Raw genomic sequence first — 14596 nt, 5'->3', positions numbered from 1 at the left:
AGACCACGAAGGGGCCGGCCCGCACGGTTGCGGACCGGCCCCTTCGGGCGTCTGACAAGCGGGATCAGCCGCGCCGGTTCTCCGCGGCCCACGCCTCGATCGCGTCCGCCGCCCGGTCGAACGCCTCGGCGCGCCCCAGGAAGTCCGCCCCGTGGCTGGTCAGCAGCTGCGTGGCCTCCTCGGGACGGTCCCGCCGTCCGTGGGTCAGGGCCTGCCCCTGGACGGTCCGCGGCAGCCCCAGCCACCGCACCGGCTGCTGCACGGTCCGCACCGCCACGACCCGCTCCCAGGGCAGCGTGCGGGTGAGCAGGAAACGCACGTGCCGCAGCCCGCGGTCGCTCACCCAGACACCCATACGCAGCAGCCGCAGGGCGGCGCCGATCACGAGCAGGGAGCAGCCGAAGACGGCACCGGCCTCGGACGCCGACCCGGTCAACGCGATGATGACGGCCGCGAACAGCACGTACGAGGCGAGCAGCAGCGCCAACGCGGCCACCCCGACCCGCCAGGGTCCGGGCCGGTAGGGGCGCCGCCAGCGCTCCCGGTCCTCGAAGGGCAGCGCGACGTCGTCCGCCGCCTCGAATGCGCGGTCGGCCGTCAGGAAGGGCAGGGGCACGGCTGGTCCTCACTCGTCCATGCGTGGGCTGTGCCCGGTGAGGTTATCCGCCTGTGTCCCGGCTCACCACCATCGGGGGTCCGCAGGGGGTTCCCGGCGCGCCCTTCGGGCGGTGGGAGAGGCGTCAGCGCCCCTGGGACGCCTGCGACTGCTGCGTGGGCGCCGAGTGATCCAGGCTCAGCGCCGGCATCCCGATGACCAGCGACCCCACCAGCGCGGCCACGACGGTGAGCCCCAACAGCCAACGACCGGCTATCTGACCGGCGGAGGAGTGCTCGGACGGCGGGGGAGTGACATTGCTACGGAACCGGTCGGCCTCGGCGAGGAAGGCGAAGGGTACGGGTTCGCGCCGGCGGAACATGATGGGTACGTCCTCCTGAGGCTTTCGATCGGGCGCTTCACTGATACAGACGAGCGGGTGCCCGAAAACGTGCCCCATATCGCCAGACGTCCCGCACGAATCCCGCGGCACGCCCGTGGACGTCCCGCTCGGCGGCCCCCGTAGAGTTGGCGCCGCTCCGAAGACGCGACGGAAGGACCCCCGCACAGTGACCGACAGCCCCGCCGACGACCTCAAGCCCGGTTTCCGCAGCGACGTCACCGTCGAACTGGTCAAGCACACCGCGTCCGACGCCGACGTACTCTTCGCCGCCCGTGTCTCGACCGTCGGCGAGCAGTCCCTGGACGAGCTGGGCAAGGACCCGGAACGCTCGAAGGGCCTGATCAACTACCTGATGCGGGACCGGCACGGCAGCCCCTTCGAGCACAACTCGATGACCTTCTTCATCAGTGCCCCGATCTTCGTCTTCCGCGAGTTCATGCGCCACCGCGTGGGCTGGTCGTACAACGAGGAGTCCGGCCGCTACAGGGAGCTCCAGCCCGTCTTCTACGTCCCCGGCGAGTCCCGCAAGCTCGTCCAGCAGGGCCGCCCCGGCAAGTACGTCTTCGTCGAGGGCACGCAGGCCCAGCAGGAGCTCGTCGGCCGCACCATGGAGGACTCCTACCGCCGGGCCTACGAGGCCTACCAGGAGATGCTCGCCGCCGGAGTCGCCCGCGAGGTCGCCCGTGCGGTCCTGCCGGTCGGCCTGTTCTCCTCGATGTACGCCACCTGCAACGCCCGCTCGCTGATGCACTTCCTCGGCCTGCGCACCCAGCACGAGCTGGCGAAGGTCCCGTCCTTCCCGCAGCGGGAGATCGAGATGGTGGGCGAGAAGATGGAGGCCGAGTGGGCCAAGCTCATGCCCCTCACGTACGCCGCCTTCAACGCCAACGGGCGCGTCGCCCCGTAGGCGACACGGCTACGGAGACGTATGTACGGATCATCCGCGCGAAGTGTCCGTATTGCGGCATTTAGAGAAGTTCATCTAGCCTGATCAAACGGACCCGGCACTGCTTGAACCCCCGAGCAGGCAGTGCCGGGTTCCATCTTTGTCATGACTTTTCGCACCCCCCGAGGGCAGACCTCACGGTGAGCAACGAGTAGCGTGTCACCCATGGCTCCGACCTCCACTCCGCAGACCCCCTTCGGGCGGGTCCTCACCGCCATGGTCACGCCCTTCACGGCGGACGGCGCACTCGACCTCGACGGCGCACAGCGGCTCGCCACCCACCTCGTGGACGCAGGCAACGACGGCCTGATCGTCAACGGCACCACCGGCGAATCCCCCACCACCGGTGACGCGGAGAAATCGGACCTGGTACGAGCCGTCCTGGAGGCCGTCGGAGACCGTGCCCACGTTGTCGCCGGCGTCGGTACCAACGACACCCACCACAGTGTCGAACTCGCCCGCTCGGCCGAGAAGGCGGGCGCGCACGGCCTCCTGGTCGTCACCCCGTACTACAACAAGCCCCCTCAGGAGGGTCTGTACCGGCACTTCACGACCGTCGCCGACGCGGCGGAGCTGCCGGTCATGCTCTACGACATCCCCGGCCGCAGTGGTGTCCCGATCAGCACCGAGACCCTGGTCCGCCTCGCGGCGCACCCGCGGATCGTCGCCAACAAGGACGCCAAGGGCGACCTGGGCCGCGCGAGCTGGGCCATCGCCCGCTCCGGCCTGGCCTGGTACTCCGGTGACGACATGCTGAACCTGCCGCTGCTCTCCGTGGGCGCGGTCGGTTTCGTCTCCGTCGTCGGTCACGTGGTCACCCCGGACCTGCGCGCCCTCGTCGACGCGTTCACCGCCGGGGACGTGCAGAAGGCGACCGAGATCCACCAGAAGCTGCTCCCGGTCTACACAGGCATGTTCCGCACCCAGGGCGTGATGACCACCAAGGCGGCGCTCACCCTGCAGGGCCTGCCGGCCGGCCCGCTGCGTTCGCCCATGGTCGAGTGCTCGCCCGAAGAGATCGAACAGCTCAAGATCGATCTTGCGGCGGGCGGGGTACAGCTCTGACAACAGACTTCACAACTGAATAGCAGGCCACCGGTGCCTGCGATCCACAACGACAACTGCTACTGCACGAACGTCACGCGCGCCACGTGCCCACCGGTACGTGGCGTGTGTGGTTGAGGAGAGTCTTTTGAGTCATCCGCATCCCGAACTTGCCCCGCCCCCGCCGCTCCCGGCGGGCGGCCTCAGGGTCACGCCGCTCGGCGGCCTCGGCGAAATCGGCCGGAACATGACGGTCTTCGAGTACGGCGGCCGCCTGCTGATCGTCGACTGCGGCGTGCTCTTCCCCGAGGAGGAGCAGCCCGGAATCGATCTGATCCTGCCGGACTTCACGTCCATCCGGGACCGCCTCGACGACATCGAGGGCATCGTCCTCACCCATGGTCACGAGGACCACATCGGTGCCGTCCCGTACCTGCTCCGGGAGAAGCCGGACATCCCGCTGATCGGCTCCAAGCTGACCCTCGCCTTCATCGAGGCCAAGCTCCAGGAGCACCGGATCCGTCCGTACACCCTCGAGGTGACGGAAGGACACCGGGAGCGCATCGGCCCCTTCGACTGCGAGTTCATCGCCGTCAACCACTCGATCCCGGACGCCCTCGCCGTCGCCATCCGTACGCCGGCGGGCATGGTGGTCCACACCGGCGATTTCAAGATGGACCAGCTCCCGTTGGACGGTCGGCTCACGGACCTGCACGCGTTCGCACGTCTGAGCGAGGAAGGCATCGACCTTCTTCTCTCCGACTCCACGAACGCCGAGGTCCCCGGTTTCGTGGCGCCCGAGCGGGACATCTCCAACGTCCTGCGCACGGTCTTCGCGAACGCCCGCAAGCGGATCATCGTGGCCAGCTTCGCCAGCCACATCCACCGCATCCAGCAGATCCTGGACACCGCGCACGAGTATGGCCGCCGGGTCGCCTTCGTGGGCCGCTCCATGGTCCGCAACATGGGTATCGCCCGCGACCTGGGCTACCTCAAGGTCCCGCCGGGCCTGGTGGTGGACGTCAAGACGCTCGACGACCTGCCCGACCACGAGGTGGTCCTGGTCTGCACGGGCTCCCAGGGCGAACCGATGGCGGCCCTGTCCCGTATGGCCAACCGCGACCACCAGATCCGCATCGTCCCCGGCGACACGGTGATCCTGGCGTCGTCGCTCATCCCCGGCAACGAGAACGCGGTCTACCGCGTGATCAATGGCCTGACCCGCTGGGGCGCGCACGTCGTCCACAAGGGCAACGCCAAGGTGCACGTCTCGGGCCACGCGTCCGCGGGCGAGCTCCTGTACTTCTACAACATCTGTCGCCCGAAGAACCTGATGCCGGTCCACGGCGAATGGCGCCATCTGCGCGCCAACGCCGAGCTGGGCGCCATGACCGGTGTCCCGCACGACCGCATCGTGATCGCCGAGGACGGCGTGGTCGTCGACCTCGTCGAGGGCAAGGCGAAGATCTCCGGCAAGGTCCAGGCGGGATACGTCTACGTCGACGGCCTCTCGGTCGGCGATGTGGGTGAGCCGGCCCTCAAGGACCGGAAGATCCTGGGCGACGAGGGCATCATCTCGGTGTTCGTCGTCGTGGACTCCTCCACCGGCAAGATCACCGGCGGCCCGCACATCCAGGCCCGCGGTTCGGGCATCGAGGACTCGGCCTTCTCGGCCGTCACCCCGAAGATCGCCGAGGTCCTGGAACGCTCCGCCCAGGACGGCGTGGTCGAGCCCCACCAGCTCCAGCAGCTCATCCGCCGCACCCTGGGCAAGTGGGTCTCCGACACCTACCGCCGCAGGCCGATGATCCTCCCGGTCGTGGTCGAGGTCTGAGCGACGTACGGCGCCTCGTAGGCGTGAACCCGGAGCGGGGCTCCTCGATTTGCATCGAGGAGCCCCGCTCCAGTACGTTTACGGCTCCGCCTGAGCGGGAACCCCAGATGCTTCGCGCGTCGGAGGGCTCCCCGGAGGGGCCGGGAAATCCGACTCAGAACTTCTGATAAAGTCGGAACCGCCGGAAAGGAAACCGCGAAACAAAAGCGGGAACCTGGAAAGCACCGAGGAAATCGGGTCGAGAAAAGATCTGATAGAGTCGGAAACGTAAGACCGAAGGGAAGCGCCCGGAGGAAAGCCTGAGAGAGTCTCTCGGGTGAGTACAAAGGAAGCGTCCGTTCCTTGAGAACTCAACAGCGTGCCAAAAATCAACGCCAGATATGTTGATACCCCGTCCCCGGCAGTGATAGCCGGAGATGAGGTTCCTTTGAAACAAAACACAGCGAGGACACTGTGAACGGCCGGGCTTATTCCGCCTGGCTGTTCCGCTCTCGTGGTGTCGTCCCGATTACGGGAAAACATTCACGGAGAGTTTGATCCTGGCTCAGGACGAACGCTGGCGGCGTGCTTAACACATGCAAGTCGAACGATGAACCATTTCGGTGGGGATTAGTGGCGAACGGGTGAGTAACACGTGGGCAATCTGCCCTTCACTCTGGGACAAGCCCTGGAAACGGGGTCTAATACCGGATAACACTTCCACTCGCATGGGTGGAGGTTAAAAGCTCCGGCGGTGAAGGATGAGCCCGCGGCCTATCAGCTTGTTGGTGAGGTAATGGCTCACCAAGGCGACGACGGGTAGCCGGCCTGAGAGGGCGACCGGCCACACTGGGACTGAGACACGGCCCAGACTCCTACGGGAGGCAGCAGTGGGGAATATTGCACAATGGGCGAAAGCCTGATGCAGCGACGCCGCGTGAGGGATGACGGCCTTCGGGTTGTAAACCTCTTTCAGCAGGGAAGAAGCGAAAGTGACGGTACCTGCAGAAGAAGCGCCGGCTAACTACGTGCCAGCAGCCGCGGTAATACGTAGGGCGCAAGCGTTGTCCGGAATTATTGGGCGTAAAGAGCTCGTAGGCGGTCTGTCACGTCGGATGTGAAAGCCCGGGGCTTAACCCCGGGTCTGCATTCGATACGGGCAGACTAGAGTGTGGTAGGGGAGATCGGAATTCCTGGTGTAGCGGTGAAATGCGCAGATATCAGGAGGAACACCGGTGGCGAAGGCGGATCTCTGGGCCATTACTGACGCTGAGGAGCGAAAGCGTGGGGAGCGAACAGGATTAGATACCCTGGTAGTCCACGCCGTAAACGGTGGGAACTAGGTGTTGGCGACATTCCACGTCGTCGGTGCCGCAGCTAACGCATTAAGTTCCCCGCCTGGGGAGTACGGCCGCAAGGCTAAAACTCAAAGGAATTGACGGGGGCCCGCACAAGCAGCGGAGCATGTGGCTTAATTCGACGCAACGCGAAGAACCTTACCAAGGCTTGACATACACCGGAAACGGCCAGAGATGGTCGCCCCCTTGTGGTCGGTGTACAGGTGGTGCATGGCTGTCGTCAGCTCGTGTCGTGAGATGTTGGGTTAAGTCCCGCAACGAGCGCAACCCTTGTTCTGTGTTGCCAGCATGCCCTTCGGGGTGATGGGGACTCACAGGAGACTGCCGGGGTCAACTCGGAGGAAGGTGGGGACGACGTCAAGTCATCATGCCCCTTATGTCTTGGGCTGCACACGTGCTACAATGGCCGGTACAAAGAGCTGCGAAACCGTGAGGTGGAGCGAATCTCAAAAAGCCGGTCTCAGTTCGGATTGGGGTCTGCAACTCGACCCCATGAAGTCGGAGTTGCTAGTAATCGCAGATCAGCATTGCTGCGGTGAATACGTTCCCGGGCCTTGTACACACCGCCCGTCACGTCACGAAAGTCGGTAACACCCGAAGCCGGTGGCCCAACCCCTTGTGGGAGGGAGCTGTCGAAGGTGGGACTGGCGATTGGGACGAAGTCGTAACAAGGTAGCCGTACCGGAAGGTGCGGCTGGATCACCTCCTTTCTAAGGAGCACTTCTTACCGATCCCTTCGGGGTGAGGTCAGAGGCCAGTACATCGGCGTACGTCCGATGCTGGTTGCTCATGGGTGGAACGTTGATTATTCGGCATTCTCAGTCATCTCGGGCTGCAAGTACTGTTCTTCGGAGCGTGGAAAGCATGATCATGAGTGGCGAGGGTGCCGGGCACGCTGTTGGGTATCTGAGGGTATGGCCGTATGGCTGCCTTCAGTGCCGGCCCCAGTGAACTCGCCGAGTGTGGCGGGGTGATGGGTGGCTGGTCGTTGTTTGAGAACTGCACAGTGGACGCGAGCATCTGTGGCCAAGTTTTTAAGGGCGCACGGTGGATGCCTTGGCACCAGGAACCGATGAAGGACGTGGGAGGCCACGATAGTCCCCGGGGAGTCGTCAACCAGGCTTTGATCCGGGGGTTTCCGAATGGGGAAACCCGGCAGTCGTCATGGGCTGTCACCCGCTGCTGAACACATAGGCAGTGTGGAGGGAACGCGGGGAAGTGAAACATCTCAGTACCCGCAGGAAGAGAAAACAACCGTGATTCCGGGAGTAGTGGCGAGCGAAACCGGATGAGGCCAAACCGTATACGTGTGAGACCCGGCAGGGGTTGCGTGTGCGGGGTTGTGGGATCTCTCTTTCACAGTCTGCCGGCTGTGAGACGAGTCAGAAACCGTTGATGTAGGCGAAGGACATGCGAAAGGTCCGGCGTAGAGGGTAAGACCCCCGTAGTCGAAACATCAACGGCTCGTTTGAGAGACACCCAAGTAGCACGGGGCCCGAGAAATCCCGTGTGAATCTGGCGGGACCACCCGCTAAGCCTAAATATTCCCTGGTGACCGATAGCGGATAGTACCGTGAGGGAATGGTGAAAAGTACCGCGGGAGCGGAGTGAAATAGTACCTGAAACCGTGTGCCTACAAGCCGTGGGAGCGTCGGACGGAGAGCTTGCTCTTCGTCTCGTGACTGCGTGCCTTTTGAAGAATGAGCCTGCGAGTTTGCGGTGTGTTGCGAGGTTAACCCGAGTGGGGCAGCCGTAGCGAAAGCGAGTCCGAATAGGGCGTTTCAGTAGCACGCTCAAGACCCGAAGCGGAGTGATCTAGCCATGGGCAGGTTGAAGCGGAGGTAAGACTTCGTGGAGGACCGAACCCACCAGGGTTGAAAACCTGGGGGATGACCTGTGGTTAGGGGTGAAAGGCCAATCAAACTCCGTGATAGCTGGTTCTCCCCGAAATGCATTTAGGTGCAGCGTCGTGTGTTTCTTGCCGGAGGTAGAGCACTGGATAGGCGATGGGCCCTACCGGGTTACTGACCTTAGCCAAACTCCGAATGCCGGTAAGTGAGAGCGCGGCAGTGAGACTGTGGGGGATAAGCTCCATGGTCGAGAGGGAAACAGCCCAGAGCATCGACTAAGGCCCCTAAGCGTACGCTAAGTGGGAAAGGATGTGGAGTCGCACAGACAACCAGGAGGTTGGCTTAGAAGCAGCCACCCTTGAAAGAGTGCGTAATAGCTCACTGGTCTAGTGATTCCGCGCCGACAATGTAGCGGGGCTCAAGCGTACCGCCGAAGTCGTGTCATTCATACAATAGGGCCAACGCCTGTATGGATGGGTAGGGGAGCGTCGTGTGCCGGGTGAAGCAGCCGCGGAAGCGAGTTGTGGACGGTTCACGAGTGAGAATGCAGGCATGAGTAGCGATACACACGTGAGAAACGTGTGCGCCGATTGACTAAGGGTTCCTGGGTCAAGCTGATCTGCCCAGGGTAAGTCGGGACCTAAGGCGAGGCCGACAGGCGTAGTCGATGGATAACCGGTTGATATTCCGGTACCCGCTGTGAAGCGTCAAACATCGAACCAGGCGATGCTAAGTCCGTGAAGCCGTTCCGGACCCTTCGGGGAAAGGAAAGTGGTGGAGCCGACGAACCAGACTTGCAGTAGGTGAGTGATGGGGTGACGCAGGAAGGTAGTCCATCCCGGGCGGTGGTTGTCCCGGGGTAAGGGTGTAGGACGAACGGTAGGCAAATCCGCCGTTCACATAGTCTGAGACCTGATGCCGAGCCGATTGTGGCGAAGTGGATGATCCTATGCTGTCGAGAAAAGCCTCTAGCGAGTTTCATGGCGGCCCGTACCCTAAACCGACTCAGGTGGTCAGGTAGAGAATACCGAGGCGTTCGGGTGAACTATGGTTAAGGAACTCGGCAAAATGCCCCCGTAACTTCGGGAGAAGGGGGGCCATCACTGGTGAGAGGACTTGCTCCTCGAGCTGGGGGTGGCCGCAGAGACCAGCGAGAAGCGACTGTTTACTAAAAACACAGGTCCGTGCGAAGCCGTAAGGCGATGTATACGGACTGACGCCTGCCCGGTGCTGGAACGTTAAGGGGACCGGTTAGTCACTCTTCGGGGTGGCGAAGCTGAGAACTTAAGCGCCAGTAAACGGCGGTGGTAACTATAACCATCCTAAGGTAGCGAAATTCCTTGTCGGGTAAGTTCCGACCTGCACGAATGGCGTAACGACTTCTCGACTGTCTCAACCATAGGCCCGGTGAAATTGCACTACGAGTAAAGATGCTCGTTTCGCGCAGCAGGACGGAAAGACCCCGGGACCTTTACTACAGTTTGATATTGGTGTTCGGTTCGGCTTGTGTAGGATAGGTGGGAGACTTTGAAGCGGCCACGCCAGTGGTTGTGGAGTCGTCGTTGAAATACCACTCTGGTCGTGCTGGATGTCTAACCTGGGTCCGTGATCCGGATCAGGGACAGTGTCTGATGGGTAGTTTAACTGGGGCGGTTGCCTCCTAAAGAGTAACGGAGGCGCCCAAAGGTTCCCTCAGCCTGGTTGGCAATCAGGTGTTGAGTGTAAGTGCACAAGGGAGCTTGACTGTGAGACCGACGGGTCGAGCAGGGACGAAAGTCGGGACTAGTGATCCGGCGGTGGCTTGTGGAAGCGCCGTCGCTCAACGGATAAAAGGTACCCCGGGGATAACAGGCTGATCTTCCCCAAGAGTCCATATCGACGGGATGGTTTGGCACCTCGATGTCGGCTCGTCGCATCCTGGGGCTGGAGTCGGTCCCAAGGGTTGGGCTGTTCGCCCATTAAAGCGGTACGCGAGCTGGGTTTAGAACGTCGTGAGACAGTTCGGTCCCTATCCGCTGCGCGCGCAGGAATATTGAGAAGGGCTGTCCCTAGTACGAGAGGACCGGGACGGACGAACCTCTGGTGTGCCAGTTGTTCTGCCAAGGGCATGGCTGGTTGGCTACGTTCGGGAGGGATAACCGCTGAAAGCATCTAAGCGGGAAGCCTGCTTCGAGATGAGTATTCCCACCCCCTTGAGGGGTTAAGGCTCCCAGTAGACGACTGGGTTGATAGGCCGGATGTGGAAGCCCAGTAATGGGTGAAGCTGACTGGTACTAATAGGCCGAGGGCTTGTCCTCAGTTGCTCGCGTCCACTGTGTTGGTTCTGAAACCACGAACAGCCCCATGCCATGGTCACGGTGTGGTGCGGCTGCATGTGTTTCACAGTGTTTCGGTGGTCATAGCGTGAGGGAAACGCCCGGTTACATTTCGAACCCGGAAGCTAAGCCTTACAGCGCCGATGGTACTGCAGGGGGGACCCTGTGGGAGAGTAGGACACCGCCGAACAATCATTCAAAGGGTTGGTCTCTGAACTTCGGTTCAGGGACCAACCCTTTTTTGTTTTCGGCCACTTGAAGTTCATGTTCCGGCTCCAGCATCCACGGCATGGGTACTGCCGCAATGCTCAGGGCCGCCGGAGTCGGAATCGGTGACGAGGTCGTCGTGCCGGCCTTCGGAAATGTGGAAGTCGCCGGAGCGGTTGCCCTGGTGGGTGCGCTTCCGGTGTTCGCCGACGTCGATCCGGAGACGTACTGCCTGGACCCGGCAGCCGTCGAAGCGGTCCTAACTCCGCGCACCGCGGCGGTTGTTGTCGTGCATCGCTTCGGCCGGCCGGCGGATGTCGGGCGGTTGCACGGCGTGGGGCGGCGGCACGGGCTGCTGGTGTTGGAACAGGCGGAGTCCGAGGCGCCGTACGACGAGGTCGCGCAGCGTCGGGAGCGGGCGGCCTACCTGGACGGGCGGTTGCGTGGGGTGCGGCTGCCGGACGGCGGGGCCGGACACACGTATCAGCAGTACGTCGTGCGGGTGCCCGGGAACGGTCGGCCCGACCGGGATGCCTTCGCACGGGCCTTGCGGGGAAAGGGAGTCGAGTGCCGGGTGCCGGTGAAGACGCCGTTGCACCGGCTGCCCGAGTTCCGGCGGTGTGTGTCGCTGCCGGAGACCGAGCTCGCCGCGGACGAGACGCTCGCGCTGCCGGTGGACGCCTCGTTGACGAAGCGGGACATGCAGCGGATCGTGTCCGCCTGCAACGCGCTCGGCGGACTGCTTCAGCCCGCCTTCTGAACAAGTTTGGGAACACCGGCCACTTCGGGGTACGATCTGTTCTGTTGCCGCGAGGGAAACCTCGAAAAGCGACAGGCCCTCTTAGCTCAGTCGGTAGAGCGTCTCCATGGTAAGGAGAAGGTCAACGGTTCGATTCCGTTAGAGGGCTCCACAGAGAAAGCCCCCGCCCTTCCGGGCGGGGGCTTTTTCATGCTCTGCGTACTCGCTTTTCACGCCACTCGCATGGCCAGGATCGCCATGTCGTCGGACGGGGCGTCGGACGCGAAGCGTTCCACCGCGCGCATGATGCGGGCCGCGACCGCGCCGGCCGTGAGACCCGTACACGTGGTGAGGACGTCGGCGAGACCGTCGTCCCCCAGCATGCGGGTGCCCTCGCGGCGCTCGGTGACGCCGTCCGTGACGCAGAGCAGGACGTCGCCCGGGTCGAGGGTGACCGTCTGCTCGTACAGCTCCAGGTCCTCCATGACGCCCAGCAGCGGCTGCGGCTCGGCGGCCGCCTCGACGGTGCCGTCCTGGCGCAGGCGCAAGGGGAGCGGGTGGCCGGCGCAGACCACCTTCAGCTCGGCGCTGCCGTCCTCCTGCGGACGCATCTCGCCGTACAGGAGGGTCAGGAAGCGGCTGCGGGCGCCCTCGTCGAGGATGGCCGAGTTGAGGCGCTCCAGGACGGCAGGGCCGCTCAGGCCCTCGCGTGCCAGCAGACGCAGGGCGTGGCGGGCCAGGCCGGTCACCGCCGCCGCGTTCGGGCCCGTGCCGCAGACGTCACCGATGGCGAAGCCGTAGGCACCGTCGCTGATGGGGAAGACGTCGTAGAAGTCACCGCCGACCTCGTTGCCCTCGCCGGCCGCGCGGTAGATGACCTCGACCTCGACACCGTCGATGGCGGGGAGTTCCGGGGGCAGCAGGCTGCGCTGGAGGGCCTGGCTGATGGCCGTGCGCTCCGAGTAGAGGCGGGCGTTGTCGAGGGCGAGGGCCGCTCGGCGGCTCAAGTCCTCGGCCAGTTCCAGGATTTCCTGGCGGAAGTGTTCGTCGGTGGGCTTGCCGAGGGTCAGCATGCCGATGACGCGGTTGCGGGCGACCAGCGGGAGCACGACCGTCTCGCCGCCCACCGCCGAGGCGGTGGCGAGCGTGGGGCCGATGCCGGACGCCACCTGGTGGGTCGGGCCGCCGGTCAGGCCGAGGCTGCGCATGGAGCTGCGCAGGGCCGCGTCGTGCGCGGCGGCGGCAGGGGCCGCCCAGACCCGGGCGCCCGGGGTGGGAACCGGGTCCGGCGGTGCGATCTTCGACAGCAGCGACTTGATGCCGTCGATGAACTCCTCGTCCTCGTGCAGGACGTACGACAGGTAGGGATCGGAGGCCTGGTCGGCGATCGTGTAGACCGCGCACCAGGTGGCCAGGGTCGGAACCGTCATCTGGGCCATCAGGGCCAGGGTCTGGTCGCGGTCCAGGGTGCCCGCCAGGAGGTCGGAGGCCTCGACGAGGAAGCTGAGGGAACCTCGGCGCAGGCGTTCCAACTCGCCCAGGCGCGCCGACTCCACGGCCAGGGCGATGCGGTCGGCCGCGAACTGGAGACGCAGGGCCTCCTCGTTGGAATAGCGGCCGGAAGCCTCCGCCGCCACGCCGAGGGAGCCCGTCAGGCGGCCCTCGACCTTCAGCGGGACCGTGACGACGGAGCGCATGCCCGTGCCGTTGAGCAGCGGCACGGCGCCGGGGACGGCCAGGAGGTCCTCGTGGACGGCCGGCATGCGGGCCGAACCGTAGCGGCCGGGTCCCGCCTCGACGGGCACGCGCGCGAAGCGCTGGCGGGCGGAGGGCAGGCCCGTGGAGGCGCGGACCTCCAGCTCCGTCTCGTCGTCGGTCGCCAGGAGGAGGAAGGCGGAGTCGCCGTCGAGCATGTCGCGGGCGCGCTCGACCGTGCGCTGGAGGAGGCCGTCGAGGTCGTCCGGCGCCGGGGAGCCGATGAACACCTCGAAGGGGTCGGTGTTCTGACCGTCCGAGGTGGTGGCCGAGTCGGCGGCCGGGCCGCGCGACGGGGTCTGGAGGACCGCGCGCTCGTGATCGCGGACAAGCAGGCAGACGGTGGAGGGCTCGCCGTCGGTGTCGCGGACGCGCAGGTGGGAGGCGTACACGGGTGTGACACGGCCGTTGGCACCGCGGATGCCGTAGCTGCCCTCCCAGCGGGAGAGCTGGAGGGCCTCGACGATGCCGGTGCTCGTGCCGGGCGTGTGCGGCCAGGCGGCGAGGTCGGTGAGGGGTTTGCCGGTGACCTGGTCGGCCGGGTAGCCGAAGAGTTCCTCGGCGTCCTCGTTCCAGGCCGAGATGGCGCCCGTGCGGTCGATCTGGACGACCGCCACGCGCACGCGGCTGTCGGCGAGCGGGAGGAGGTCCGCCGGGAGGGAGGGGCCGGCCGTGCGGGTGCCGACCGGGCGGTCGGGGAGGTCGAGCTGGAACCAGACCTGCTTGTGGGTGGGGGTGTACTCGACGCCCCAGCGGCCGGCGATGGCCGCGCACAGTTGGAGACCGCGGCCGCCCTCGCGGTCCGGGCTGCCCATGGTGGCGAGGGAACCCTGGAGCGGGATCTCCCGTTCGGGATACCGGTCGGACACCTCGACGCGTACGCCGTCGGCGCTGCGCAGACACAGGACGTCGGCGTGCGTGCCCGCGTGGACGACCGCGTTGGTCACCAGTTCGCTGGTGAGGACCACGGCGTCGTCGATGATGTCGGCGAAGCCCCAACCCTGGAGGGTGTCGCGGACGAAGGCGCGGGCGGTCGCCACCGATCTCCCGACAGGCTCGAAGCTGGCAGCCGCGCGCGCGGTGATCACTGAACTCCTCGGCCGGTCGTCGACGTGCGGGGCGCCCTGGCCGGTCAGGGCGCCTCGCTGGTGGGGCGGGCGCGTGCCGGGAGGCCGGGGGTCCGGGGTCTGTCCCCCCGGGATCAGTCCGGTGGTCATGTGTGCGGCCGCCCCTCCGATGCCCGCTCGTGCTCGTGCCACCGCCCAGGCCGGTCGGACCGGCGTGGCTGGACAGCCGCATGCAAGGTTACTTACCTTCCCGGTCCGTACGGATGCCGGTCGCCAGTGTTTCCGCCCGAGGGTGTGCGGACGATGTGCGAAGCTGCCGAACTGTTATGGCCTGGTTCGGCAAGGGTGAAACACTGGGCAGGCTTCTTGTGAAGGTCCGGGCAGACTGGGTGTCTTCTGAGCACAGGGGGCAGCAGCCCCCCGGGTCCGCCTGATTTCATCGGGCGGAACGCCGAGTGGCAACAGGCACGGCGAGCAGTAGCACCCAGGCACAGAGGTAACGGT

7 protein-coding genes, 1 tRNA gene and 3 rRNA genes are annotated in these 14596 nt (G+C 65.0%); 8 read left to right on the top strand and 3 right to left on the bottom strand.

The genetic code is table 11. From position 1 onward, the window contains the following. Positions 1–64: 64 nt before the first annotated feature. Together OG440_RS09600 and OG440_RS09595 are read right to left on the bottom strand one after the other, a co-directional pair. Positions 65–616 carry a hypothetical protein gene (locus OG440_RS09600; protein WP_406006419.1) on the bottom strand — a complete coding sequence of 184 codons (552 nt, stop codon included), beginning with the start codon at positions 614–616 and terminating at the stop codon, positions 65–67. Positions 617–740: 124 nt separating this feature from the next. Continuing rightward, entirely contained in the window at positions 741–977 is a 237-nt protein-coding gene (locus OG440_RS09595; protein ID WP_406006418.1) for a hypothetical protein, read from the bottom strand. Positions 978–1164: 187 nt separating this feature from the next. On the opposite strand from OG440_RS09595, the gene thyX reads away from it, so the two are divergent. The 8 genes from thyX (at position 1165) to OG440_RS09555 (ending at position 11442) form a co-directional block, all read left to right on the top strand. Continuing rightward, positions 1165–1905 carry an FAD-dependent thymidylate synthase gene (gene thyX / locus OG440_RS09590; protein WP_406006417.1) on the top strand — a complete coding sequence of 247 codons (741 nt, stop codon included), beginning with the start codon at positions 1165–1167 and terminating at the stop codon, positions 1903–1905. A gap of 204 nt (positions 1906–2109) precedes the next feature. Beyond that, entirely contained in the window at positions 2110–3009 is a 900-nt protein-coding gene (gene dapA / locus OG440_RS09585) for a 4-hydroxy-tetrahydrodipicolinate synthase (RefSeq protein ID WP_406006416.1), read from the top strand. 127 nt (positions 3010–3136) lie between these two features. Further along, a complete protein-coding gene (locus tag OG440_RS09580; RefSeq protein ID WP_406006415.1) occupies positions 3137–4822 on the top strand; it encodes a ribonuclease J in 1686 nt (561 codons plus the stop codon). A gap of 521 nt (positions 4823–5343) precedes the next feature. Beyond that, positions 5344–6869, top strand: a 16S ribosomal RNA gene (locus tag OG440_RS09575). Between the two features lie 314 nt (positions 6870–7183). After that, a 23S ribosomal RNA gene (locus OG440_RS09570) occupies positions 7184–10306 on the top strand. A 91-nt stretch (positions 10307–10397) separates the two neighbouring features. After that, positions 10398–10514: ribosomal RNA gene (gene rrf, locus OG440_RS09565) — 5S ribosomal RNA — on the top strand. Together the 16S, 23S and 5S rRNA genes form the textbook arrangement of a ribosomal RNA operon. Before the next feature lie 114 nt (positions 10515–10628). After that, positions 10629–11291: a DegT/DnrJ/EryC1/StrS family aminotransferase gene (locus tag OG440_RS09560; protein WP_406011304.1), complete on the top strand. Its 663-nt coding sequence runs from the start codon at positions 10629–10631 to the stop codon at positions 11289–11291. Positions 11292–11366: 75 nt separating this feature from the next. Continuing rightward, positions 11367–11442 (top strand) — tRNA-Thr (locus tag OG440_RS09555). Between the two features lie 58 nt (positions 11443–11500). On the opposite strand, the gene OG440_RS09550 is transcribed toward OG440_RS09555, so the two are convergent. Next, positions 11501–14242, bottom strand: coding sequence for a SpoIIE family protein phosphatase (locus OG440_RS09550; protein ID WP_406006414.1), 2742 nt, complete (start codon positions 14240–14242; stop codon positions 11501–11503). Between the last annotated feature and the right edge of the window lie 354 nt (positions 14243–14596).

The sequence above is a fragment of the Streptomyces sp. NBC_00637 genome (assembly GCF_045161545.1).
In the GTDB taxonomy this organism is placed as follows: domain Bacteria; phylum Actinomycetota; class Actinomycetes; order Streptomycetales; family Streptomycetaceae; genus Streptomyces.
This window is presented reverse-complemented; position numbering and strand designations above follow the sequence as displayed.

Excerpts from the sequence above, each read along its gene's own strand:
- OG440_RS09595 (WP_406006418.1), bottom strand. The coding sequence starts at position 977 with ATGTTCCGCCGGCGCGAACCCGTACCCTTCGCCTTCCTCGCCGAGGCC.
- dapA (WP_406006416.1), top strand. The coding sequence starts at position 2,110 with ATGGCTCCGACCTCCACTCCGCAGACCCCCTTCGGGCGGGTCCTCACC.
- OG440_RS09560 (WP_406011304.1), top strand. The coding sequence starts at position 10,629 with ATGCTCAGGGCCGCCGGAGTCGGAATCGGTGACGAGGTCGTCGTGCCG.
- OG440_RS09550 (WP_406006414.1), bottom strand. The coding sequence starts at position 14,242 with ATGACCACCGGACTGATCCCGGGGGGACAGACCCCGGACCCCCGGCCT.